This window comes from Pseudomonas sp. JC1203 (genome assembly GCF_056175065.1).
This window is the reverse complement of the sequence record NZ_JBWCAM010000013.1, coordinates 162,894-187,908: the sequence shown is the minus strand read 5'-3', so window position 1 is coordinate 187,908 and position 25,015 is coordinate 162,894. Positions and strand designations below refer to the sequence as shown.

Sequence of the window (25,015 nt, the reverse complement as noted above, 5' to 3'; positions counted from 1 at the left end):
CAATAAAGGCGACGCCGTCCGCATATTTGAGGACACTTTCACCTCAAGCTTCAGGAAAGGTGGGATGCCCGGACGGTTACAATTCGCCTCCCTGATGATGACCTTTGCTGTCTTCGGCGCAGGCTTCTTGATGCGACCGCTGGGCGCTGTGATTCTGGGGGCCTATATCGATGACGTGGGCCGGCGCAAAGGGCTGATCGTTACATTGTCGATCATGGCCAGCGGCACATTACTGATCGTTCTGGTACCTGGATACGCGAGTATTGGACTGGCCGAGTTGCTCCGCAATCTTGGCGATGCGATCGAGGGTTCCAGCGCGAACTCCCGGATCACCCCGCAATGCACGGGAGGTCTGCGCGCGGGACATACCCGCTGCGAGGGCGACATCTTCGAGTGTGGTAAATGGCTTCTTCATAGAGGGCGGGACTATAAGCCGTGCGGGCTGGACAGTACAGCGAGGAGGCACTTTGATGCCAAGGTCGTATCGACTTTTACAAGCGCTTGAGCTTAGCTCCACTCTTCATGGCTGCAGGCCTCAAAACGCTAGCAGGCTGATGATTTGCCTGAGGTCACTGCGCAGCGCGCGTCAGCCAATATGTTCGGAACTGGGAGGAAAGAATGACTTCGGCATTACAGGATTACCACCAGTTCATACTCTGGATTCACCATCCTCAGAACGCTGCCTCAGAAGATGTGCGAAGGCTAGCTAATATCGTCCTTGAGCGCTTTACTGAGGTGGCAGGCACTAGCCGACAGCGAAATCAACGGTCTAACCTGCTAATCGACCTGATGCGTAAATCGCTCACCACAACTGTTCACACGCTGCCCGCAATCCAACCCTTACCGCCTGGCGGTGATTGGCAATGGCGCAAGTTAACAAAGCTCACGGTGGGCCCGTTCCGGGGGTTTAGGTTTCCGGAATCCTTCGATCTGCACGAGCGGATCAACCTGTTCTATGGGCCGAATGGAAGCGGCAAGACAAGCTTGTGCGAAGCAGTAGAATTTGCGTTGCTGGGGGCTGTCGATGAAGGCGGCATGAAGCGCATCGCGGCTGCTCGTTATTTGTCCAACCATCACGAGGGGCGGTACATCCCGCCGCTGCTCAGTGCGGTTACCAACCAGGGGCTGCCCATCCCTGTTGCTGCAGATTCAGATGCCTACCGGTTCTGCTTCATTGAAAAAAACAGAATCGATGCTTTCTCTCGAATTGCCGCTAAGCCTGCCGGCGAGAAAACAGAGCTGATCGCAGCCCTGTTCGGCATGGATCAGTTCAACGAATTCGTAGGCCATTTCAACGACTCCATGGAGGGGCTGCTAACGCTCCTACCTTCAAAGCAAGTTGAGTTGACTGCGAAGCGCGGCGCCTTGACCAATGACAAGCAGACCGTAGCCAACGAGGCCGATGCTCTTGCGCATCAGGCGCAGGCTGAGAGTGCGTACGCCGCGAGTGTTCAGCCTGGCATGACCTACCCTGAACTGCTTGCCGCAATTGGAAGTGAAGTGAATCCGGGCCGCCTTCAGCAGCTGGATGCTCTGCTCAACCAGCCACCAGCCTTCATATACGGCATCAGCAGCGCCGAGCTCACCAAAGCATTCCAAACAGCCGACGCCGCTCAGACAGCTTTGATGGCCGTTGCTGCGGAGCTGGCGGCCCGAACTCACGATGTCTCATTTCAAGATTTATACAACGCCGTCCTGGGGCTTCAACACGTCGCCGGCGACCATTGTCCAGCATGTGATACACCCCTGGCAGGCGAACATCGAGTTGTAAACAACCCGTTCGAAAAAGCGGTAGCGGGGTTGGCCGGGTTGAAAGCGCTCAAAGAAATTCAAGTCCGTCATCAAGTCGCTCTGCGGGAGCGCAACACGGCGTCCGAGGCGTTGCGGGTCATGTTGTCGACGTTTGCTCAGCGTGTCGGTGCCTCTGTTGCTAGCCCTGATGCACTGCCGCGCTATCTGGCTAATCCGGGCTTTGACGCTCAACGCGATTGGTGGAAAGACGGGTATCAGTCCGATGGGACGAGCCCACACTTGGCGCAACAGGCCGTCAATTGGGCGGGCGTATTGGAACAGGAGGACATCAAGTCCGCGTTGGCCAATGCTGAGCGCGGCAAGTTGATTACTGAGAGAGACCGGCTGAATCAGGCCAGGGTCGATATTGGAGCGCATATCTTGACGCGCCAGGGGCTTGGTCAAGCTGTGTTGGACGCAAAAAAGCGTATTGCTGAATTTGAGCAAACCAATGCCCTGCTGATCCAGGCCGCTACCGATGAGGCCCAGGCGATCCTGCGCGATAGCCGGATCAACACAACCTACGATCAGTTCCTGACGCTGCTGCGCAGGTACAAAATCCAGCTCCCAGGCACCTTGATGGCGGGCCTGAATTCTCTGGCCCTTGAGCTTTACAACGAATTCAACGTCCGCGACTTTGATGCTGACAAGCTGGCTGAGCTGAACTTACCGGTGACAGGAGAAGGGCGGATCGAGCTGTGCTTTAGAGGTAAACCGGACGTACCCGTCGATGCGTTGCAGATACTGAGTGAAGGTCACGTGAGGTGCTTGGGCCTGGCTATTTTGCTGGCTAAGGCCCTGAAGATCGGTGCGCCCGTAATTGTGTTCGATGACGCCATCAACGCCATCGACCATGAGCATCGACAGGGCATCCGAGAAACCATCTTCGAGAGTGAACGCTTCGGGGGTACACAGTTAATTGTGACCTGCCACAGCAACGAGTTCATGAAGGATGTCCAGAACCGAGTGCCAAAAGAGAACTGGACGTCTTACGTATTCCGGCATCACAACGGCAATTATCAGCCCCGTGTGCTCGGCAACGTCGCTCCGCTAACCTACCTGCTCAATGCCCAGATTGCGATTGATCAGGGTGATGCGCGGACGTCTCTGGCCGAATGTAGGCAGGCGCTCGAAATGCTATCGGACAAGCTCTGGAGATGGTTGGGCAAGTTCGATCTTGGCATGTTGAGCTTGCAAATCGCCGGCCCTGGCGCTGAGCCAAATCTACGCGGAGTCTGCAGCGCCGTACTGGCCCGACTCAACAAGGCTCCAGAGTTCGAGCATCCCGACAAGCCTAGCGTTATTCAGACACTCAGTTTCATCCTGGGCCAGCCTGAGCAATCGCTGGTGTGGACGTACCTGAACAAGGGCACGCATGAAGAGGCCGATAAGGATGATTTTGATGACGCACTGGTGGAGAAGATTGTGGCGCAGCTAGAGATGCTCAATGCGCTCAAACTGAAGGGTCGTTGACGCACTCTCATCGTCAGGGTGTGGCTCAAAACCGTCCCACCAGGCGCCACCTGAACCTGCACCTGTAGAGTTGGCGCAATGGGGGGGCGAGGGGTTAGGAAGTGTGATGCGCGTCACATTTACTAAATAAGTCGCCCCCACCCCCTTGAAAAACTTTAAGCACGACGGAGTTTTTATATTTGAGAGCAATAAAAAAAGCGGTGATCCATCAGTCACCTTTTTCAGCGAGGCATGCGGCGATCCGCTCTGCTGTTTTCTGTTGTTTTTGAGGTTTGCGTTTTAGGATTTCAGACACGGTGGTGAGGACACCATGAGGTTGCCCCGCCAGGGGCTAGAGAGATCGGTATTAAGGCCGCCAGGCCGAACTGCTTTTTCTTTGAAACCAAAAAAGCTAAGGTCAACTGAATTTTTGAATACGGATAACTCCGTTCACTCAATTCCCAATGTCGTACAACCCGAGGTGTACTGCCTCGCCGGCGAGCTTGCGCTAAGTGAAACTGGCCCACGGAATCGTGTGTGCCGGGTGTGCAGTTGCCCAAATGAAGAGATAGCAATGTGGAAAAAATAGCAGGATTTTTCCTGGAGAAAATGTGGCCCACCGTGTGTGCATCCGCCACCGATGCACGAGCTCTCATGCAGTCGAAAGATTCGTTCTTTAAAGAGATGAAAGAGCGCAAGGGCATGTGCTCACGGGCTTGGTTGTTCGGAATCGTCGTTGCGATCGGGTTGGGTGTATTGGGATTGCCGGCTTCCCGTTCAGCAGGGATCACCCCAACTGTAGAGTTCGCCGGTGTCATGACGTTGGCAAACTGGCTTCTCGTTGCGTGTTATGGGGTGTGTTTTGGATTGGCTGCCCGTCTGCTGGGGAGCCGACGTGAGGTGTTGGCCAGCGTGAACACCTTTTTCTACCTCTCGGGCTGGCTGGTGGTACTCAAGATGTTTGAGATGCCAGCGCTAGGCGCACGCTTGAAGGCCATGACGCAGAGTTGTGCTTCGCTCAGCTATGACCAGGCTGTCACGGCTGCATTCCGTCATAGCCAGATGGCAACGGTCTCAGATTATTTAGTGTTGCTTGGGTACATATTGTTCGTCCTCCTTGGCGTCATCAAAATGCAGCGCGTTGTTCATGACTTCGGACGCACGCGTGCTTGGCTATCCACGGCGATTGGGATGGTGCTGCTGAGCGCGATGGTCTCGTATGTCCAGGAACCCATCATCTCTCAGTTGATGTGCAGCTACGCCAATCAGTCCTGAAGGCTGTCTTTCAGAAACGCCTGCGCCACGGTCAGCCCAGCCATTCCCAACACTGTCCTTGCTCAGGTCGCTCTGCAGCGTAACGAGGTGGCTGGGCATGGCCCTGATAAAAACGTGCCTGGTGGCATCTTCGTTACTGAGTAAACGGTGTAAGCGCTCTCGCTCTTGCGTCCATGAGCAGTGGCACAGAGGCTGATTTACGTGGAAATTGCATCCCGGTCTAATTTGTTGGGAGCGTGCCGTGGGACGGGCTGAGCTGGAAAATGAGGTCTGGCATTGTGCTACTCGATCGTATGGGCAGTCTTTGCAAGATGTCATTCGTGGTGTGCTTCACACCTATGCACGTCCGCTTGGGCATGACGACATGACTCGGCTATATCGAACAAGCGTGGGCGACGCGGCCTTCAGGGCCCTGCAGGTTTGCCTATACGACGACTGGGGCAATGATGACCCGCTGGCATCCGTTCTCTGGGTGCGACAGCATAAACGCGATTATCTCTACTATTGTGTCTTGCAGCGTCTGGTCAGCGATCAATTGGCAACTGATGAGATGAGGGAAACACGATTCGCGGTGGATCTCGGGTTGTAGGGCGGCCATGCTGGACGCAGGCGCAATCCTTGGGGGGCTTACTCAATGGTTTGGGAAAGTGAAAACTGGAAGCTACCTCTGCTGAAACTGGCTAAGCGCCTCGCAGCTCTCAAGGGATCTAGAGAGCTATCGGAAGATCAGCTTGCCCAGATCGAGCGGGATATCTTCATAGGGTTTTACTCGGTCAGAAGGCTGACTGAAACCCCCACGAAAGTGACGGATCAGACACGAGCCATACTGCTCGCGGTCAGCAAATTCGCTAACCTCAAGCCTGTGACCTGGCGTAATAATCATAGGCTTGACGAGCTCTATGACTTCAACAAAGGTAATCAAGAGAAGCGGAGTATTCCCTTCGTTTGCGGCGGGGTCATACACAGCTTCATCTTCGCACCCTGTGTCTCGGAAGAGGGCGGACTGTCCGGATTTTTCTTCACCTCAGACCGTGAGAAAGATAAGTTTTTGCTCTTCATGGACATTGATGAGGTGATCGCGCTGTTCAGGCAAGTCGGCAACGACAACCCCAGTGTGATCGAATCCTCTCGTGATCTGGTCACGGGCGTCGAGACGCTGATCGTCAAATGAGCTTAAAGCTCGACTCCGGCGCGTCGAAGGTGGAGGTGAAGACGTTTTGCCGAGTTTCTCCGGTTGCCTAGTCGACCTTCGTTCTTACCTATAGCCGGTGTCAGCCTGTGATTTGACAATGGCACTCTGGTATCATTTTGCGATTAAATTGGATCGCATTATTGCACCAGGGAGGCGTTTGTTCGGGTGATGGAAGGTGCAGAATCAAACACGATTCATGAGGCGTCCGCAGCCGCTTTGGGATTTTATTTCCAGAGCCAGTTCGCTCTACTGACGCTGATATCGCAGACGAATGATGACGCTGCGGTGGCAATCGAAAGGCTGGACGACGTAGAGCTCACGGCTAACGGCCAGACCCTTCTGTACCAACTCAAGCATTCCGTCCAAGAAAATCCGCCCCCCGTCACACTGGCATGCGTGGCGTTGTGGAAAACCATCAAGGTATGGATTGATGCCATCCCACTCGTGTCACTGGCTAATACGACCTTCTGCCTTGTTTCAGTCGGCACCGTACCCAGCGACTCTCCCTTGATGGCTCTGTGTGACCCCCAGGCGAATCGAGAGACCTTGCTCAATGCGATGCTGGAGGAAGCCAGCCGTGTCGTTGATGAGCGCACTGCTGCGAGGGCTGCAGGTGACAAACTTCCGCACGCACCACGTGCTGCGGGCTGTCATGCATTCCTCAACCTTGACCCATCAACCCGATCGAGTCTGCTACGACGAATCCGCATTCAGCATGGCACTGTCACGATTGGGCAGATCCCTGAGGCGCTGTCCAAACACCTGCACCTGCTCCCGAAGGATCAGCGTTCCCAAGTGGCTGAGCGACTGCTTGCGTGGTGGGATCAGCAGGTGGTGTACACCCTGTGTGGCAAGCGCGATCGGGTGATTCAGCGCAGCGAAATGGAACACAGCATCTCCTCCATCATCGCGCATCTGGACGACGAAAAGCTGATCGCTGATTTCGACATGGTCAACCATCCCGATGACTATAAGTCTGACGGTATGCTTTATCGCCAGATCGCTTTGGTTCGGGGAAGACCCTCTGACGTCACCAAGGCTGTCCGTGAGCAATGGAGGGCGACGCAGCAACGGGCGAAGTGGATTGTCGAAAAACCTCAGATGCGGTCGAAGATCGTCAGTTATGACGCAAAGCTCACCGAGCGTTGGTCGGATCTCCACTCTCGAATGGCAGAAGATTGTGAGGGTTTAGATCCTCTCGAAGTCGAGGCCAAAGGGCTGGAGCTTCTGCGCTGGGCTCATGACCATGCCCCCAAGGATGTCGAGCCGATTGCGCCCAGCTGGAGCGGGCACTATTACGTGCGGGGCACTTACCAAGTGTTGGCAATCGACCAGTTGGTTGGGTGGCATGTCGACTATCTGAACCTCCTCAAGGATTAGAGTATGACCATTGCCCACGACATCTATGCCGAAACCAACCCGGCCTATTGTGCTGCGTTACTGACCCACTTTGTTTCAGAGTACTGCTCTCGCAGCAACGCGCCGCCAGACCTCACGTTGTGCTACGCAGCCGTGCCGTTGGCGCTGTCAGGTGACCTAGCGTCTACCTTTGCGGGTACCGATCGAAGGACGGGGCTGCTGGAGTGGTTGCATCGCAGCCCGTTCATTCAGATCCGGCTTGCAGATCGAGTGAATGGCTCCCTGGATATCGTCACCGAGGCGATCCAGTTTGCATGCTTCAGCCAATTGCTCATGGTCAATGCCGAAGGTCGACTCGTCTTGGGCGCAGCCTCGTTGCGCAAAGTCCTTACCAAGCAATTGAGTGAGGATACCCGGAACATTTTCAAGAATATTGACCGCCTGGGCTGCTGGTTTGCCCTGGCCGGCACTACACGGACTGTATTCGACATGATGGGGCTAGAATTGTGAGCCGCTGGAACATCTCAAACATCTTTTTCATCGGCGAAGGCGGGCGGGTTCGCATCCTTGATCTGCGGCTGGGTGAGGTGAACATTTTTACCGGTGCCTCCGGTACCGGTAAATCCACTCTGATCAAAGCCATCGATTACTGCCTTGGCTCCAGCAAGTGCGAACTCGCAGCTCATGTGAAACGCCACAGTGTGGCGGTCGGTGTGAAGTGGGTGCTGGATGGCGCGCAAATGATTACGGCTCGCCTCGTCCCGCCTGTTGGCCAAGGCACCAGCACCAAGATGTTCGTCAGCAATGGGCGGAATTTGCCAATTCCCGACACTGTTCACCAGCTCCAAGGTGCTACGACGGTCGATGCGGGTAAAGCCTTCATCGAACGAGCATTTGGCATCGGCGGTGTGTCTGACGTTTCCGATGACAAGAACGCCCGTAAATGGCGCCCAACGGTGCGCCACGCCACGGCCTACATGTTCGTTCCCAAGGATGTCATCTATAACGAAACGGCTTTGCTTCATGGGCTGGATCAGGCTGACGAAGCTCCAGCGATCATCGAGACGATGCCCTATTTCTTGCGGGTCGTGAACGAGGACACCGTGCTCCAGGAGCGGCGTTTGCGCGATCTTCGCAAGCAGCTTGAGCGAGAGGAGCGACAGCAGCGAACTCGCCAGGCAGCCGGCAGCGAGTACAAAAAACACGCCATGCGCTTGCTGCTCGATGCTAGTCGCAGCGGCCTGTGCGACCTCCCCTCGGACGATGCTACCGAGCAGGAATTGGAAGCCATCCTGCAACGGGTCAAGCGGATCAATGCCAAAGCTGTGTCGAACCCCAACGAAAGCGAGCTAGGTAACCTGTACGAAAAGCGGCGCAGCCTACTGAGTGACATCGAGAAAGCGCGCAGGCAATCCCGTGCGACCCGGTCGGCGCTTCAGGACATGGTGGGTTTTCAGGGCGCTGTCCAACGCCAGTACGAGAAACTGAAGATCGCGGAGCATCTTCAGCCAGCTTCTGGCACCTGTCCGTTGTGCGACACACCGACGGAGCGTGGCATTGCGATCTCTGAAGCGATTCACCAATCCATCAAGATCGTGCGATCGGAAAGCGTGGCGGTCGAGAGTGTCAGGCCGCGCCTGATCGAACATGAAGACTCGTTGCAGATCGAGATCGACCGACTGAATATCAAGCTGCGTGAAACCGATGAGCGCATCAAGACTTGGGTTCGGCAAAGTGATGAAGCCAAGCAAATGGATAGCTTGGCCCGATACCATTCCCACCTGCTGGGTAAGGTGTCGCAGTTTTTGGAGATGAATCCGACCAGGCCGCAACCAGGCTCTGACCTCAGCGTGCTGCATGAGCAGATTCACAGACTCGAAGCGCTGATCGACAGTAACTCCAAGCAAGTGTTGCTCTCTCGCGCCGAGCGCAAGGTGTCGCAATACCTGTCGGAGGCGTTCGCCGAGTTGCCTACGGTCGCGCCATGTATTGGGGCAGACCTTGAGTTTTCTTCCAAGCCCCCAGAGGTGGCAATCATCGAGGAGGGCACAGGAGCGGTTCTTCGGCTGCATGATGCAGGGTCGGACGAGAACTACCTAGCGATCCATATTGCCCTGTCCTTCGCACTGCAGAAGTACCTGGGTGAAATCAATGCTCCAGTACCAGCCTTCCTCGCGTTCGACCAGATTAGCCGACCTTACTACCCGCAACGTGGGGGAGACGAGTCGTCGATTGGAGAAAACGAAGAGGTATCGGCCATGCGTCGACACATTGACTTCCTTTTCAAAGAGACGGCTGCCCAGGAAGGTCTGCAGGTACTGCTGATTGAGCACGCCTTCTTCGGGGATGACCCCCGTTACGTCGCGGCTACGCGCAAGCGGTGGAACAAGCTCTCTGAGGATGCCCTGATTCCTCGGGATTGGCCTAGGAGGCCAGACACCATTTGACAGCTCACAAATATGGCCTAATGCGGCGAGCGCATTTATAACCCAGGCTGGGAATAGTCCCGTGGCCGGATCGCGGGTTTCCAGCATGGCAGAGCAGAACAAGTAATCGTTAATGATGAGATCCAACCCAATGATCATGAGCGACTGAAGCTCAACGACGACTGCGAGGTAAACAAGGATGGTGGACTTCAACAAACTCAGATCGCAGTCTCAGCGACCTGCACCGATAGATCCCCTGGAAATCTTCAGACGCATGCCCAAGCCTCAGGGCATCAATGATCTGTACACCAGTCAAGCCGAGGTGCTGGAGGCATGGTTCGAGAGAAAGGATGAGCGTGACACGGTGGTCAAGCTGCACACCGGGGGCGGGAAGACCCTGGTTGGTCTGCTGATTGCGCAGTCGACCCTGAATGACCTCAAAGAGCCTGTTCTGTATCTGGCTCCGACCACGCAGTTAGTCAAACAGACCTTGGAAAAGGCGAAATCGCTGGGGATTCTCGCTGTCCCATACATCCGAGGTCAGCCGCTGCACGACGACTTTGTGAACGGCAAGGCTGTCATGGTCGCTTCCTACAACGCCCTGTTCAACGGCCATAGCAAGTTTGGCGTTCGTGGGTTGAAAGCTCCTATTAGAGTGGGTGCCGTTATCCTCGATGACGCCCACGTAGCATTCTCTGTGGTGCGCGAGTCGTTCACCCTTGAGGTTTCCTCTGGGGATGACAAGGAAACCTACGAGGCGCTGTGCACCCTGTTCCGCAATGCTTTTCGAGACATTGATCGACTAGGCACCTTTGACGATACCGTTGCAGGCCTCAACAGTGGCGTAGTTGAAGTGCCTTATTGGGCCTGGAACGAGCAGTTGGATACCGTAAGGGGACTGTTGCGACCCGACGGTGCGAACGTACCTTATGCTTGGCCATTGCTGCGAGACAATCTGCATCTGTGCCATGCGCTGATCAGTGGCAAAGCCTTCACCATCACAAGTGTTCTGCCGCAGGTAAACAATTTCCCCACATTCGCTGATGCTCCCCGGCGTATCTACATGTCGGCGACCATTGCTGACGATAGCGAAATTGTCCGCACATTCGACGCCGATCCCCAGCTCGTAAACAGCGCTTTAACCTCTAGGTCTCTTGCAGGGATCAGTGAACGGATGATCCTGATCCCAAGCCTGATGCCGTTCGATTTCGATCCGCAACAGGTCGCTAAGTCAACGCTCAAGCAAGTAGCTGGGATGAAGCTTGGGGCTGTGGCTTTGGTTCACGCCAACTATGCTGCGCAGGCATGGACTGACACCGCGCAGTTCGCGGAAGGCTCAGACCAGGTGGAAATTGCGATCGAGGCGTTGCAGTCGCGTAGAACCAATGGGCCATTCGTATTTGCCAACCGTTACGATGGAATCGATCTGCCCGGTGACTCTTGCAGAGTCCTGGTGATGGAAGGGCTTCCCTCCGGCACGTCTGATTATGAGCTGTTACGTGCTGCGACCCTCTATGGTGGAGCTACCATCAGTCGCATGCTCGCTCAGCGGATAGAGCAGGGGATCGGACGCGGAGCGCGTGGAGCTGGCGACCATTGCGTAGTGCTGCTGCTTGGCTCGGACTTAGCTGGCTGGATTGCCAAGGACGCGAACTTCAGGCTGCTCACCAGCGCGACTCGGGCACAGCTCGAAATGGGGTCGACGGTCAGCAAAGAAGTCAGTGACGTCAACGATTTGACCAAAACAATTGCGCTCAGCATCAATCGGGATATCGGATGGATTGAGTACCATGCCGCAACCCTTGCGGAAAACGTTGGGCCAGAGGCGGCAGACCCGAAGCGGTTCAATACGGCCTCAACGGAACGCAAGGCCTTCAACCTGTGGGCCGACGGCTTTTATGACAAAGCGATCGAACGCCTGGATCAGGCAGCAGGTGCTCAGGGCGCGGTGGATGACCAGACACGTGGCTGGTTGTACCAATTGGCAGGCCGTATCGCAGAAAACTGGGGGCAAACCGAGCGCAGCGACGAGCTCCAACGATCGGCGTTTTCGGCGAACCGCAACCTTTTGCGTCCACGCACTGCTCCTCCCTACCGGCCCCTGGCGTCTCCTGGCGCGCAAGGCGCGGCGATTGCCGTTCAGCTACGTGGATACCGGATCAGGCGTGGCCTGCTTCAACGCTTCGAGGAAGTGGTGTCCAAGTTGCACGGCAGCGCCTCTGCCAATCAGTTCGAGCAGGCGCTCGCAGAACTCGGTACCTTGATAGGGCTTACTACAGAGCGCCATGACGTCGGTGGGGAAGGGCCTGATGTGCTTTGGCTGCTTCCCAACAAGACTGCTCTGATCATGGAAGCAAAGAGTCGCAAACAGGACAAAAACCCGTTGACCAAGGAGGAGCATGGTCAGCTTCTGGTCGCAGAACAGTGGTTTGTCCGAAACTACCCCGGCTACTCAAGTCATCGTGTGGTAGTGCACCCCACAAACAAGGCAACCGCTGCAGCGTCAGCGCATGAGAGCTATGCGCTCACGCTTGATCGGTTGAACCAACTGGTTGCTGAATCCCGGGTATTGCTGAAAGAGCTATGTGAGTCTCAGTTGACCGATATCGAGCTTGAAGGGCAGTGTCAGCTTTCAATCGAGCACTCGCCGATCCGGGCAGACAGACTGATCAACTACCTGGTGCCTTTCGTGGAGGGGTAGAAGAGATCCAGGCGAAGCACGCCTGACATCAGTGTGCGGCGGGAGCTGGCTGCGTCAAACGCAGCAGTTCCAGCCGATGTAGTGCGGGATACCCAATCGTAGTAGCGGGGTTGCTCGTCTGGTCGATTTCATCAGCCTCTTTAGCGACTGCCGCATTAGGGGTTCCACAAATGCCCTCGCTGCGCATCGCGGGACAGTATTGCGTCGGTGAAATCCGCTAGGTTGGTGAAGTCCTTTCCACCCGCGCGATTCAAAAGGTACCCCCTCATGCCCACCTCCCTGGGGCCGTCACGATCACATCGAGGCGAATCACCAATCATTATAACGCTGTTGTCACCGAAATAGTCGATAGTATCGGCCCCTAGCAGCTCACAGGTTGCTCGGTAGAGGAACGGTTCGGGCTTCATGGCCCCGACGGCAAAGCTAAACCCATAAGCGTCTACTGTTGGGTAAAAACGTCGAACCGGAGCTCCGTAGGGTGCAGCTAGGTTCGACGCGATCGCTATTTTGAGGCCCGCAGCCTGCAACCTTTCCACTGCACGCAGGCCATCCTCGAACGGTTCGATAGCACTCAGATCTGCCTCAAGGTCACCTTGGATATCAGCCATGTGTGCGGGCTGAATTTTGATTCCAAAAAGTTCTGCTGCATCGATCAGGCTTAGATTGCGGGTGAGAACCTGGCGAAGGTCATCCGGCTGGGGTCTGCGGCCTTGACGGATGCCTTCCTTCAGAATTTGGCGATAGGGGTGCCTGCCTTTCTGAATCTGGAGCAGGGTGCCGAAGGCATCAAGAAGTACGAATCTGATGGGCATTTGGAAGAGTCTTATATGTGCCAGGTGGGCCTGCTTGGCGGTCGTGAAGGATACGACATATTTGTGGCGCGTTACTGGACTTTGCTTATCCGTGGTTGGTGCTGCAGTCCTCCCTCCGAGCTGAGGGTTTCGCCCTCATGCAATCTGCTCCATGCTGTCGGTTCAACGTTAGGGGGCGCCGTAGAGGCAGCCGCACGCCAACTCTGATGTCGCAAATATTGAAGGCAGACCTAGTCTGAGACGCTGCGCCTCAGCGATCCAGAGCACCCTCGATCAGCTAAATCATCCACAGTTGGCCAGCGGTCGATCACTATGAGGGCCATCTCTCGTTTGCTTCGTAGCTGCTTCTTCACAACACTATGGCTCTCACAGGGATTGCCTTGTCTGTATCTGTGCCATGGAAGAGGACTGTCGGTAGCGGGGTGACAACAGCACCTGTGAATTCGATTCTGGCTTCTAACTACCCCTCTAGCTTGAGAAAAAGCCATCCACTGATGTGCTCAGGAGAGAATTCAATCGACCTTGCATACTGGTTTGAGCCCATGGCGTTTAATCCGTGTTTAAATGTGCATCGTTGGTTACGTCTGATATACCGTATAAATGTGATGCAAGAACGATAGGAGTGGTTGGTGATGCAGGAAGTTGGGATCCCTGAAAGTTCTAGGGAAAAGGAGTGGGCCCTAAAGATTGAGAGGCCCATAGGATTACTTTTGAGTCTAGGCATTTTTGGCTGCTTCATTCATGCGGTGACTCTCCAAGGATGGCCTTTCTTTAAGCTGCCGTTTTATCTTGCGTGCGCATTGGCAGTATTGGCTTTTCTCGTGTCGACGACTTCTGGATCTAACGTAAAATTTTCCCGGAAGCTATTGCTAGGCTTGAGGGCCGCTTTAGGCAGCGTTATTACGGGTACGCTCGGTTTGAGCATGATCGTGGGGGTGGTTTGCGCGTTAATGGAATTGTGGGGATATGCTTCCGGTAATATTGCTGCTAGCTACAAAACTTCAATTATAGTTGGGTTCTTGACATTGGTTGTTGGAGTGTTTTTTTTCTTGATCCGTGTTATCTGGCGCTTTACCTATGGCGTCACGGAAATCGGTGCAGGAGTATTTATTGCCTCATATCGAGCCTTTGGAACTGAGCACTGGTTCAGCGCTCAGAACCTAGATTTATATCTTGTGGTGTTGACGGCGGGCGTCTATTTGGTTGTCAGGGGGCTGGATAACGCCTCTCAGGGCTTCAACAAGCCAAATGACCCTATGATAAGAGCGGGACGCTGGTTGAAGTCGGTGATTTTTGTCTCTGACCAAAATAAGGGTAGGGAGCTTGACGGGGTGGATTGAGCTGGCTAGTCATCAGAGAAAGGTGGGCTCTTCCGCCCCATTAACTGGGCTGGGTTAGATATCCATTTTCTCGCCAGTATTGAGCTTGACGTGCCTGGATTGCGGTCTGGATCGAGTGCAAGTCATCAAGGAGCCGCTTAGCAATCGCAAGGTCAGAACCGTGGGATTGCTCGAAATTTAGCTCTCGCCGCGAGGAAATAACTCGGAAGTCAAGCCATGATCCGTTGTCTACGGAACATGGCTGGAGCGGTACTCTCTATTTCTTGTATTGAGCCAAGAGGCCTGAATACAATTGACCGCCCATCTGCTTGAGAAGGTCTGAGAGCGGAAGCTGGCTCGATTTTTTATGATTGAAAATCACAGATCTACGAAACATGTATACCGATCGCAGAGCAGGATCGGGCACCGCAGCATGCAGGAACTTCAGAACGAGCCTGTTCAGCGCACTGGATATCATGGGGACACTGGTGTCCGCGCGGGAGTGGAATAAGTAGTCGTTTTCAGAAAAGTTCGCCTGCCGCTGGTACTGAGTGACCATGTCCAGAAAGCGGTGAGGAAGGTAAGTAACGCTCTCATGATCAGTCGCTTTAGCGATCGGCAGTTTGACCAATGCGCCGGAGTTCCATTTTGAGATATTACGAAATCTGACCGTCCGGATGCTGTTTGCGCGCATTCCCGTCATGAGCAGCGTGAACAAGCACATATCTCGCAGGCGACCCTCGGACTCTACCGTGTTCCAGACTTGGCGGAAGCCTGCCTCATCAAGCACTGATGCTTCGGCAGCTGATGGACTCAAGTTCCAAATATCATCCTGCAGAAGGTTCACGAATTCCGGCGCGGATGAATTGTTCTCCTCACTTGCACGCGGATCCGGGGAGGCGCCGAATGCGATTAGCTCATGCAAAGGGAGGGACATCACCATGCGATGCAGATGGCTCTCATCCATTCCCTCGGCATTGCTCGCTTGCCAATACACGAACAGGGCAGTGCTAATGCCATCCCGGGCCTCGGCCTCATCTGTCGTGGGCTGGCACGCAGGTGCTGTCTGTGCCGATTGCTGAAGGTCTTTGAAATCGCGATAGCCCAAACCACGTGACAGGGCATGCTGGGCATCGGCTAGTGATATGGACTTGGTACCGGGCCACTCAAACTGAATTGCGTTCGTGAGGCGAGTGAAACCCTGGCCTTCTTCAAGGTCAGAAACACAGACAGGCACGCGCATAGATTTCTCCCTCCAAATGGATTTAATAGACTGTTCTGTTGTTAGTGTTGAACGGGCTTGGGCGCTTCTGGCATCACAGCCTTGACATCGATGTAGTCAAGCGTGGACAAGTAGGGCTTGTGGCCCATGAGCCCCTGAATGAGCTCAATGCGCTCCTGGGTGTCGATCCCCTTGCGATTGGTAATGCTCTTACAAATAGCAACACGCTCATGGTGATTTCGCATTCGCTTTTCCTCTATTTAGAAAGTGATGGTTTGCAGGCTTTCAGTTTTTCAGAGGCGAATCTGGGGGGAGGGATGTGATCTTCAAATCCAGCAAACGGATCTGAGTCAAGTAGCTTTAGTTGCTCGTCCGTTAACTTGTCCCTGCCGTTGGAGTAGGTGATTTTGTCTGGTGTCCAGTCGTCGTGATGGAGAAACACCTCCCCTGTGAACGGTTTTATTCCCGAACCATGGTTGTCGAGAATCACAGGCGCGAAAGCGCTGAACAGTCTTCCGCCATCCCAACTGGAGTTCACATCATTTTCATTCACGAACTCTGCCGTCCATTCGTCATACCAGACCCCCAGGGCGATATCAGTCCAGGCATCCTGGAAGCGACGGTAGTCTTTGCCCTGAAGCCTTTTGTTGTAGACGACACACAGGCTCCCTTTTGATGCGTGCAGCAGCTTTACGGGCGATAGGAGTCCGGTGATCAGGGCTTCTTCAACCATTGCAATCAGTCGTGTGTCCGGAGCGCCAGTCCAAAGGATTGCAAAGCTTTGGAGCATGGTTTCGTTTGCATGTTTATAGTTGATGAGCAATGGCTGAATGACATTGAAAACTGTATACGCCCCTTCGCCGTCTTCATTCTGAGCGTGCTCGAATTCAATCTGTAGGGCACGGGAGTAGATCATTCTGAAATCCATCGGGTGATGTGGGGGTTCGGTAAATGAAGTTGATAGTTGAGGCGGTGTCAAGGTTGGGTGAGTAATCTTTTTAAATTCCGCTATTTAATGGTTTATTGATTTTTCCGGTATGCGGTTTTATATTGAATTTTAGGCAATATTTACTTAATCTAGATTTTGAGTTTTTCTTGTCGAGTAGGAATAAGTGTTTGGGTGTTTATTGCTTAGTTCTCATCGGCGGCGGAAGCTGTGGGTGCCGTGAACGCTGGGTTATCCACCGCTAAGGGTTTCGGCGGCCCTCCTTCTATCGGCGGGTGTGTAATGTAAGCATTAGGTAAGTATTGATGTGTAGACTTCCCGATGAGCCCTTGGGATGAGGTTTTTTTGTCTAGAAGAAAGAGCCCATATTTGCCTGCTCAGCCTGCCACACCTCCGCATGCAGTAGCCATGGAAGGTGCATATGAAGGTCGTCATATGGAGGCGATCCCCATCCGGCGGTCGCATCATGATTTCTTTGGGGGTGATATGCAGCAGGTCTCGACCGTTGCCCAAGGGGAGAGCTGTGAGGGTGGGAAAGCCATCCGCTCGAATCGCGATGGCAGGATGACTGCGGTGCTGGCCGTCGACCACTGCCGGCTGCAGAAGAAAATCAAGACTTTCGGAATTGACTATTTGACGACGGTTTGGCCAGAAGGTCTGCGTCTCTAGCCTACTCACCGCCCATTGCCCTCGTTGGTTCTAGTACCGCGAGGTGAGTTCGAAAGGATCTTCGGTTGCCAGCATCGAGGGGCCCCTAAAAGTTGGTGGTGGCGGTGTGCCACTCCAGATTATATTCAACCTGCATCCGCAGGGGGATGTGCTTGCTTCGAGTGAGGGCAAGTTACCTAATGGATAAAGGAGCATGGTTGTGCTGAGTCAATTGGTGATAGACAGAGCTTTTGAGGATGTCAGTGATGCGATAAATAGGGAGGCGGCAAAGAGCAAGGTTTTTACATTTGAAATGAGCATATCTAAAGGTGACGATTCGTCTGCCGATTTCTACAGTTTGATGACTGGTTTGGAACAACGATTGATTGGGCGTTACAAAGGGTATTATGTCCGCGCTGAGATGAGTCAGTGTGTCACTGCAATTCAGATTTATGTTGCTAGCTTAGATTGAGAGAGTAGAGAGATGTCAATAACATGGCCGGAACTTGATGGCTTTATATCCCGGGCTGTACAAGGCAATCTAATCCAGGCGTCTAGGCGGCTTATATTTACGCACTGCAATGAGGAACTTGATCAACGGGGTTTTTTCTTTGCGGACGTGCTTTATAATTTTGGCGGTACTGGGCTGTTGATAAAATATGAGGAGAAATTTTTTCTTCTGACTGCGCAGCATGTTATAAAGGCTCATTACTCGGAGCCTCAAAATGAGTCTCCATTTTTTACAAATGCGTTAGCGAAAAGTCAGTGGGATGACCTGAGCAAACTCCTGTATCCAATTCGAGGTTGGGAAATTGGGTCTTTGATCGAGAGCGATATTCCTTGGATTGATGATGAGGATATTGTGCTTGTAGAATTGGGGCATCCAATACCAGGGGGATACCCCGAGAACTTCTTGGATTTTGATACTCCAGGTAGTTTTGATTACCTGAGACGAGATGAGTTTCAGGAAGGTTTGATACTCCTGGCGGCAGGGTATCCCATCGAGGAAAATCAGGTGATACCTGCTGAAAATGGCGAGCATGACTTCGCCACTAATCTTCATCGTTTTACCTATCCTGGTTTCTGCACAATGGAGAACGGAAACCCCTACCTCAGGTTTGAGCGTGAATACACTCATGATGAAATGAATGGGGTGAGCGGTGGAGTTGTTACAAATGTAGAGCCTAACGCTGAGCAGACTCGATGGGTGGGTATGATACAGAAAGCTGGGAATGGCACGCTTCGCTTCTATCCGGCCTATCTGATTCTGCCGGCAATCTTGAGATACAGAGAAGCGCAGACGTATATTATTGATCCGGTTGCCAATCTTGTAGATTTGGAGATGCAGGCTACCGTAGAAGCGATTCAAGCCCGAAAAAAGTTTAACGAGATGATTAGGCAAATGGGGGAACGCAAAATTCTCATGCAAAATCGTGAGGAGGTTTAGATTTGCTTATCTTTTGGGCCTTGGGGGTTACCCAAGGCTCACGGTGCAGGTTCAGAGACGCGAGCCAAAATGCAGGCTGATTTTCTGTGCCTAGTGATGACAAACGTCCAGTCCAGCTCAAGCAACCGAATGATTCGACACCACCGGTGTCGTGCCTGGCTAAGGCTAACCCCTGTTCCATGTAACCACCTTTCTCAAGACGCAAGAAGAGCGAGAGAGCAGTGGACAGAGGTGTTAGCCGCAGCGACGGGGAACTCAGACGCTGCGGCGGTCGGTCATTGGCGGTCACCAATGCGTATCGTCTATCAGGGCATCAGGACTTGCTCGTGGTTAAATACCGGCCTTGGGGGCCTAGACCAAGGGTTAAGGTCTCATGTCCAACAACTGGTGATAAATCGTCACATCGTTGTCGTTCATCACCCGGGTTTCCTCGTAATACCTAACCGTCGCAGAACGATACTCGATGTTAAGCATTCTTCTGAGCGGCTTGCCTGGTGTGTTATCGAACCCGTTGTAAGCACTGATGCTGCGGACGAACGACGCGTACTGGTCACACTGATCAGAAAACTCTGGATGCGCCACGTAGGCGATCACCATGATAGGGCTAATGCCTGCCGAATTATAATTCGCGAGTTTATTGAGGTGTTCCGTAACCGTCCCTTTATTAAACTTGCCTAAGCGGAATGCTTCGACCAGCATGATTGGATTTCCATTGCCGTCTCGGATCCATCCATCGGCTGACCCAACACTTAGCCCTGCGAAGTCTAGGTAGTAATGCGCAACCTCCGGCGCCCCGTTATTAATCGCGAGGTGGATCATGTTGAAGACCTCAGGCATCCAGTTCGGATCTTCACCAGTAACGTTTCGTGCCGAAATCTCTAGTCTTACCTTGTCTTTACGATGAGACGCGAGCGTTCGTTCCAGCAATTGGAACAGGCACGTGAACGGTGTCTCTGGCCGTCCCAAGATTTTGAGGAGGCGGTCAAATTGAATTTCGCTGAAGGAGTTAGCGACATTACAGATTGTTGGCCAAAGCCGAATAGGGCTGTACTCCGACTCATCGACGTAGCTGTCAAAAGCGCCTGCCAAACCGGCCTGGCTGAAACCAAATCGATCAGTCACATCCAACAGATGGTCGACGAGTACTGCCTTCTGAACCTGTCCAGATTCTCTGTCATGAAGCACCAGCAGCAGCCGCAAGTGTATGCGTACCGCCGAAACCTGACTCGCCCGATTCTTCGAGTTCGGGTCGATAGTGCTGAGTCCTATTTCATCCAGCGCGTGAACCAATTTCGTCTTCGCTAATAACGGGGCGTTTGCATGTACCAAGCTCCATTCCAATTCATCGAAGACGATAAGGTCATCCCCGTGGTGAGTATCATTGTGCGCGCGATCCGCAAGCATTTGCAGATGGCTGCTGATTAGCGTCCCTGAGATGGCCGATAACCGTCTGGATTGATCATCTCCTTTATGCGTCGAAGCGATGTCGTCCATGCACCAGAACAAGAAGAGCCATGCTCCCAAAGGCATACTCCCAAGGTCACTTTTGAAATGGGTTAGCCTGGCCTCGATCACCTCCACAAAGCCATCAATATTCTCTGAGAACCATCCCACTCTCGAATAACCTTGAGGATCAACGCTGATGGACCCTATCGCCTTCCGGAGGCTGGGAAGGCGCGTGTCGTTGAGTGACTTACCCTTGGAGTTGTATCCGAGCTCGTGCCCCACAAACCATTCCACCATCTCACATAGGTTGTGGATGACCTGCCGTAGATCTCGCCCATCCATGTGCGGTGGAAACGAGTTCGAAAAAATCTCCAGCGCCTGCATCCAGATGAGGTCATTCCAGAGCTTTTCGTAATTCGTTTTCTGGGAAATCGGCGGCCTATGTCCCTGTAGTTGGCGATAGAGGTCGATGAGTCCTACGTGGCTCGTCAAATGATTAGAGAGCAAAAAACAAATCAATGGCGGATAGGAGGTGTTTTGCCGGAGGATGCCGATCAAGCGCGGAGCACTGCTGGAAAGCTCAATCAGCCTTTTCGTCAGTGGAAAACTGTGCGCGCGAGAATAGACATTCCTTTCCCGTCGAATGATGAGCCACACCACATGTTCACAGATGTCCCGCCGCCAGTCGTAACCATAATTAGACGTAATTCTCCACCATTCGCTGGCCTGGAGGAACGTGTCATGTGGGCGGCTCATCAGCGAGTTGACCACACCGTTCAACTGACCCAGATCGAGTTCGTAGGCGTAGCTTCGGGGGGCGGCGGGCATACCTCCCTTGATGTTCGATGCCGCCTGTATATGAATAACGGAATTCAATCCGTTTGCCGCCAACGCAACGTCCTCCGCGCACGCTCGCCAGTCCTCCCGCAGGCCCTGATTCGACTCTAGGAAGTCGAAGGCGGCCTGAACGAATGATCGTTCTTCCTGATCCTCAGTCAGGTCAATGTCGAAAATATAACTGCGATGGGACGCGAGCTTCATCCTCACAACGTACTCGGAGAACGCCGCCTGGACTGTCGGTTTCGTTAAGCGGAGTCGCTCCCACAGGTAGGTACCTACCCCGAAAATGTCTTCAGCTCCGATGGATACTTGGAAGTGAATGCCCTTGCGCTCAAGATACGGTGCCAGCTCGCTTTGGGCTTGCTCGTCGACGTCGTCCAGTGTCAATGTCAACTGAGGCCGAAGTAGCCCGTCTGCTTGGGTGCGGATGCCATATAAGAACTGTAGGGCACCTAGTTGGTGGCGCAGCTTGCTTGGCATATCCGCGTTCAGTTCTACCGGCCTGAGCATCGAGAGTGTACCGCTGGGAAAACTGACAGCCCGAGATGTTTCCAGCTCGCCAAGGTTGGCTGGGTAGGCCAGGCAGTATGCCCCACTTTCTCCAACTGGCCAGGGCTCCTGATCTTCCAGTAATTGCCTGACTACCTCTCTTGTAAGCAGAGGAGGATAGATCTCTGCTTTTAAGATTAGCTCGGCTAGGGGCGAGTGAACATCGAGGATCGAATCAGGCTTGTGTTGATGAGCGTGCTCGTATGTCCCTAGTTTCTTTTCCAGATCCTTGACCAGCTCGTGCGAACTCATGGGAAATCCTGAAGACTTGATTGGAGAGGCTGTGTCGGCATTCGTAAGTCGGCGGCAGGTGCGGCTGAACACCATGCAGCAGATCGTTTTAGACAACGGCGCTGACATCATACCGATGCGAGCGCTGAACCGTATGGCTGCAGCGCGCCGGGATGCTGCGCTTTGTGCGGTTGAAAACAGCGGGTTTGCAGTCCTGATTCAATCTTTCAGAATGGCGGGATTCGACAGGAGGCGAGGCGACCTAGTTTCGACAGTCATGTGAATGATGGGCTATGGGGCGTTGCATGGCTGCAGAAGACCGTTCGTCTGCTTGGAGGCGCGAGGCTTCACCTCAAGGAAGCGCTCCGCTGCCATATTTAATCCATCCAGACAGGGCGAAAAAGACGCTATACATCACGGACTTAGCCCGTTTGGTTTACATTTTTGCGGCAGGTAGGATCCCAGATTTGACTCCCGCTGCCTCCAAAAAGACGGTTTGGTTTACATCTTGAGGGGCAAACGGGCCCTTCCCAGGCTTGGTTGACAAAGGTGTCTCCTTTAGGCCTATTTCACTACTTTCAGGATTATTTAACTCATTGAAAATCATCGGTTCAATGAAGTTTTTAGCGATTTTGCTGGGAGCTGATGGCTGGTTTACATCGCTGCCAAGGAAAATATTGGGGACTAGTAAAACGTACAAAGGCAGGTTGAATTCATGAGCACTATGGCTGAAGTGCTTATTCACATGGCCGCCTGGGGGGGTTACCAAGAGTGAACTCCAGGATCAGCCAGGGTGGCTAAAAATGAGCGGGGCGCTGACTACGGCTCAGACCCATGTAGGATGCGAGGTATGGCTTGATCGATCGTTCGAGCGGCCCCCGCAAGTTTGGCTGGATGAAATTCCCGATCACCTTCCAGCGGTGGTGCCACATCTGGGGCCAGAGGGCTACCTTTGTTACATCGCCCAAGGTACCGAGGTGATGGACATCTACGACCCTGTCCAGCAAACACGTACCTGCTTGCTGCAAGCTGCACATGTGCTCGATCAAGTGTTGGCCGGGAACATGGTAGAGGATCTGCAGGAGGAGTTTTTTGTTTATTGGCAGGGCACCTGGTGCTTTCATGATGTCGTTCGCCGCTCATCCGGGCCGTTGGAGATGCTTCGGCTCTCAGACAATAAACAGTATGTGCTGACCGACAATGTCGAGAGAAGCCAACTCAAGTTTTCACGCGATGAGCGAAAGGCCGATCGGTTTAGCACGCGTGTGCACCTGATTACCACCACTGCGGCACCTAGACCGCTTCAAACGTCTTGGCCTCCGTGCACAGTCGGTGAGATCCTCGAATGGCAGCGTGTGCTTGATGACGCTTGCAAACGCAAGGTGCGCGACAAGGTCACGCATGCCTACCGGCAAGGATGGATGCTGCAGTGATTGTGATCGAATCACTGCCGACCGGCTTTAGCTATGGTTTTCTGGCTTATGACCTTCAGAAGGATTGCCCTGCGAATTCGCCTTCGGCGTACCCGCGGCTTCCCATGTTTGAGTGTCCAGTCGAACTTCTCCACATGATAAGAGTGGATGACCGATACGTCAGCGAGCGCAATCTCCCTGGGCAGACGACTTTGGCTGGTCAGCGAATCGGATTGATCGGCTGCGGAACTATCGGCGGATTTTTGGCCGAGATGCTGGTCAAGGCCGGGGCTGGCATAGCTGGTGGCGAGGTGGTTCTCGTTGATAGCGATCGGCTGAAGCCTCAAAATCTTGGGCGTCATCGCCTTGGGTTTAACTACCTTTTCAAGCAAAAAGCTGACGCGCTAGCCCAAGAGCTCAAGGCGGTGATGCCTTCATGTGCAGTGCGCGCGATCAATTTTGATGCTCGTGAAATCAAGTTGATGGGTTCGACCTTCTGATCGACGCCACTGGGGAAGAGGCATTCGGGCACTGGTTGGCCGGGGCCGTTTCTTGTCCCACACTGCATACTTGGATTGAGGGGCCTGGTGTTGCGATTCGTGCGTTGCTTAAAACGAGCAAGAAGGAAGGCTGCTACAAATGTCTTACCGATTCGAATCGAGAAGGTGCGCTTCTCCCAATTGCCGGTGGTGTAGTGCCTATATTTGCGGGTCAAGGTTGCGAGGGGCTGTATGTGCCGTTTCCCGCATCTGCCTCCATACAGGCCGCTGCTTTGGCCTTTGACACAGCGCTTGCCTGGGTATCAAGTAAACCTTGGCCATCGCTCTCCACTCGCCTAATCGATCAGGCTCACGAACTAGAAACGCGCGATTGTACGGTGCTGGCCCACAAGGGATGTCCTGCATGCGGTTTGTGAGCAACTGGTCGGCGCCCGATTCGGGACATCTGGTCCACTTGGCCCGACAGCCGCTTGAAGTGTTCAATCGGTACATCCAGGACGGTGCAAACTCGAATGAGGCAGGCGGAATTTTCCTAGGGCATGTGCGAGGTGAGCATCTTGAGCTCATTGAGGCTACCGAGCCCAGCGTTTGGGATCGGCGCTATCGCTACCTGTTTGAAAGGCAACCTTTTTGGCATCAACGTATAGCCAAAGAACGCTGGAAGGACAGCGGCGGTTTGATCCGGTACGTTGGTGAGTGGCACACCCACCCGCAAAACACCCCGACTCCATCATCGATAGATCTTCATGAATGGCAGCTGCTGGCCACCAACCGGCGAGACGGTAGGCCATTGCTGTCACTCATTGTGGGTTGCAAGGATCTTCACCTCGAATATATGCACGATACTGGCCAGCGTGTTCTGCTCCGGCATGCACAGGGCAACGAGTTGAGGTGACGGTGTGCTCGGTCAATGGCTCTGGTACGACGTCGTTAGTCTGTACGGATGAAATGAATCCTTTTGCGTCGAACCTAACGGTGTAATAGCCAGGCATCTTAGTGGTGTCGTGACCAACCTGATGAGATATCAATTTCATCTCTGACGGACCCATTTGGCCATGACGGCTGCGCAGGAGGAATGCAGTCCTCAGGCGAGCAGACGTAAGATCCCTGAGTGGCAATCCAGCATCCGCGTCCCAAGATTTACGCGCCTTCAACAATGCGCTAGTAGGCAATGGTTGGTTTCGATCACTGTTGTTAGTAGGTAGTCACCAGTAGCAGATTTCCGAGGCGATATCGCCACCGCACCCGCGATGATGCTCTCGGAGACTGTCAAACCTCATCCCGCAGCAGACGGGACGCGGAGACAATAGGGGCTGATGCAATAGCCCGGAGGAGTGAGGAGACGTTTCCTACAAGAACTCGCGAAATTGCTGGTGAGGGAAATGTGAGATCCATAGCAATCCCGTACCTGCTGCCGTCAGGCTGCGCTGGCCAGTGTGATGTCGGA

20 protein-coding genes and 1 pseudogene are annotated in these 25,015 nt (G+C 53.7%); 15 read left to right on the top strand and 6 right to left on the bottom strand.

Features of this window, described 5'->3' with window-relative positions:
- Positions 1-67: 67 nt before the first annotated feature.
- From AC0SZ7_RS20085 to AC0SZ7_RS20050, 8 genes and pseudogenes are all read left to right on the top strand, one after another.
- Positions 68-331 (top strand): annotated as a pseudogene (locus tag AC0SZ7_RS20085) (citrate-proton symporter); the annotation flags it as partial.
- 287 nt (positions 332-618) lie between these two features.
- The gene (locus AC0SZ7_RS20080; protein WP_475506027.1) at positions 619-3,264 is read left to right on the top strand and encodes an AAA family ATPase; all 2,646 of its coding nucleotides are present in this window, start codon (positions 619-621) and stop codon (positions 3,262-3,264) included.
- Between the two features lie 633 nt (positions 3,265-3,897).
- The gene (locus AC0SZ7_RS20075; protein ID WP_475506026.1) at positions 3,898-4,518 is read left to right on the top strand and encodes a hypothetical protein; all 621 of its coding nucleotides are present in this window, start codon (positions 3,898-3,900) and stop codon (positions 4,516-4,518) included.
- Positions 4,519-5,152: 634 nt separating this feature from the next.
- A complete protein-coding gene (locus AC0SZ7_RS20070) occupies positions 5,153-5,689 on the top strand; it encodes a hypothetical protein (RefSeq protein WP_475506025.1) in 537 nt (178 codons plus the stop codon).
- Positions 5,690-5,878: 189 nt separating this feature from the next.
- The gene (locus AC0SZ7_RS20065) at positions 5,879-7,090 is read left to right on the top strand and encodes an ABC-three component system protein (RefSeq protein ID WP_475506024.1); all 1,212 of its coding nucleotides are present in this window, start codon (positions 5,879-5,881) and stop codon (positions 7,088-7,090) included.
- A 3-nt stretch (positions 7,091-7,093) separates the two neighbouring features.
- Positions 7,094-7,579 (top strand): three component ABC system middle component, encoded by a 486-nt coding sequence (locus tag AC0SZ7_RS20060; protein ID WP_475506023.1) that lies wholly within the window; start codon positions 7,094-7,096, stop codon positions 7,577-7,579.
- Positions 7,576-9,516 (top strand): DUF3732 domain-containing protein, encoded by a 1,941-nt coding sequence (locus AC0SZ7_RS20055; protein WP_475506022.1) that lies wholly within the window; start codon positions 7,576-7,578, stop codon positions 9,514-9,516. The genes AC0SZ7_RS20060 and AC0SZ7_RS20055 overlap by 4 nt, the downstream gene beginning before the upstream one ends.
- 253 nt (positions 9,517-9,769) lie before the next feature.
- A complete protein-coding gene (locus AC0SZ7_RS20050; protein WP_475506021.1) occupies positions 9,770-12,196 on the top strand; it encodes a DEAD/DEAH box helicase in 2,427 nt (808 codons plus the stop codon).
- Positions 12,197-12,351: 155 nt separating this feature from the next.
- Here the strand turns inward: AC0SZ7_RS20050 and AC0SZ7_RS20045 are convergent, their stop codons facing one another.
- A complete protein-coding gene (locus AC0SZ7_RS20045) occupies positions 12,352-13,008 on the bottom strand; it encodes an HAD family hydrolase (RefSeq protein WP_475506020.1) in 657 nt (218 codons plus the stop codon).
- Between the two features lie 629 nt (positions 13,009-13,637).
- On the opposite strand from AC0SZ7_RS20045, the gene AC0SZ7_RS20040 reads away from it, so the two are divergent.
- Positions 13,638-14,348 carry a hypothetical protein gene (locus AC0SZ7_RS20040; protein ID WP_475506019.1) on the top strand — a complete coding sequence of 237 codons (711 nt, stop codon included), beginning with the start codon at positions 13,638-13,640 and terminating at the stop codon, positions 14,346-14,348.
- Positions 14,349-14,604: 256 nt separating this feature from the next.
- Here the strand turns inward: AC0SZ7_RS20040 and AC0SZ7_RS20035 are convergent, their stop codons facing one another.
- The 3 genes from AC0SZ7_RS20035 to AC0SZ7_RS20025 are packed head-to-tail and all read right to left on the bottom strand — an operon-like array spanning position 14,605 to position 16,465.
- Positions 14,605-15,570, bottom strand: a complete 966-nt coding sequence (locus tag AC0SZ7_RS20035; protein ID WP_475506018.1) for a hypothetical protein — start codon at positions 15,568-15,570, stop codon at positions 14,605-14,607.
- 41 nt (positions 15,571-15,611) lie between these two features.
- Positions 15,612-15,794, bottom strand: a complete 183-nt coding sequence (locus tag AC0SZ7_RS20030) for a hypothetical protein (RefSeq protein ID WP_475506017.1) — start codon at positions 15,792-15,794, stop codon at positions 15,612-15,614.
- A gap of 11 nt (positions 15,795-15,805) precedes the next feature.
- Positions 15,806-16,465: a hypothetical protein gene (locus AC0SZ7_RS20025; protein WP_475506016.1), complete on the bottom strand. Its 660-nt coding sequence runs from the start codon at positions 16,463-16,465 to the stop codon at positions 15,806-15,808.
- Between the two features lie 438 nt (positions 16,466-16,903).
- Here AC0SZ7_RS20025 and AC0SZ7_RS20020 point away from each other — a divergent pair, with 438 nt between their 5' ends.
- The 3 genes from AC0SZ7_RS20020 to AC0SZ7_RS20010 all read left to right on the top strand — a co-directional run bounded on the left by AC0SZ7_RS20020 (position 16,904) and on the right by AC0SZ7_RS20010 (position 18,590).
- Positions 16,904-17,164 carry a hypothetical protein gene (locus tag AC0SZ7_RS20020; protein WP_475506015.1) on the top strand — a complete coding sequence of 87 codons (261 nt, stop codon included), beginning with the start codon at positions 16,904-16,906 and terminating at the stop codon, positions 17,162-17,164.
- A gap of 199 nt (positions 17,165-17,363) precedes the next feature.
- Positions 17,364-17,615, top strand: a complete 252-nt coding sequence (locus AC0SZ7_RS20015) for a hypothetical protein (protein WP_475506014.1) — start codon at positions 17,364-17,366, stop codon at positions 17,613-17,615.
- Between the two features lie 12 nt (positions 17,616-17,627).
- On the top strand, positions 17,628-18,590 hold the full coding sequence (locus AC0SZ7_RS20010) for a hypothetical protein (protein WP_475506013.1): 963 nt from the start codon (positions 17,628-17,630) through the stop codon (positions 18,588-18,590).
- A gap of 363 nt (positions 18,591-18,953) precedes the next feature.
- Here the strand turns inward: AC0SZ7_RS20010 and AC0SZ7_RS20005 are convergent, their stop codons facing one another.
- Together AC0SZ7_RS20005 and AC0SZ7_RS20000 are read right to left on the bottom strand one after the other, a co-directional pair.
- Entirely contained in the window at positions 18,954-21,677 is a 2,724-nt protein-coding gene (locus AC0SZ7_RS20005; protein ID WP_475506012.1) for a hypothetical protein, read from the bottom strand.
- 415 nt (positions 21,678-22,092) lie between these two features.
- Entirely contained in the window at positions 22,093-22,401 is a 309-nt protein-coding gene (locus AC0SZ7_RS20000; protein ID WP_475506011.1) for a hypothetical protein, read from the bottom strand.
- Positions 22,402-22,459: 58 nt separating this feature from the next.
- On the opposite strand from AC0SZ7_RS20000, the gene AC0SZ7_RS19995 reads away from it, so the two are divergent.
- The 3 genes from AC0SZ7_RS19995 (at position 22,460) to AC0SZ7_RS19985 (ending at position 24,463) form a co-directional block, all read left to right on the top strand.
- Positions 22,460-23,089, top strand: a complete 630-nt coding sequence (locus AC0SZ7_RS19995; RefSeq protein ID WP_475506010.1) for an E2/UBC family protein — start codon at positions 22,460-22,462, stop codon at positions 23,087-23,089.
- Positions 23,086-23,568, top strand: coding sequence for a ThiF family adenylyltransferase (locus AC0SZ7_RS19990; RefSeq protein ID WP_475506009.1), 483 nt, complete (start codon positions 23,086-23,088; stop codon positions 23,566-23,568). The genes AC0SZ7_RS19995 and AC0SZ7_RS19990 overlap by 4 nt, the downstream gene beginning before the upstream one ends.
- 403 nt (positions 23,569-23,971) lie before the next feature.
- Entirely contained in the window at positions 23,972-24,463 is a 492-nt protein-coding gene (locus tag AC0SZ7_RS19985) for a Mov34/MPN/PAD-1 family protein (RefSeq protein WP_475506008.1), read from the top strand.
- The last annotated feature ends 552 nt before the right edge of the window (positions 24,464-25,015 follow it).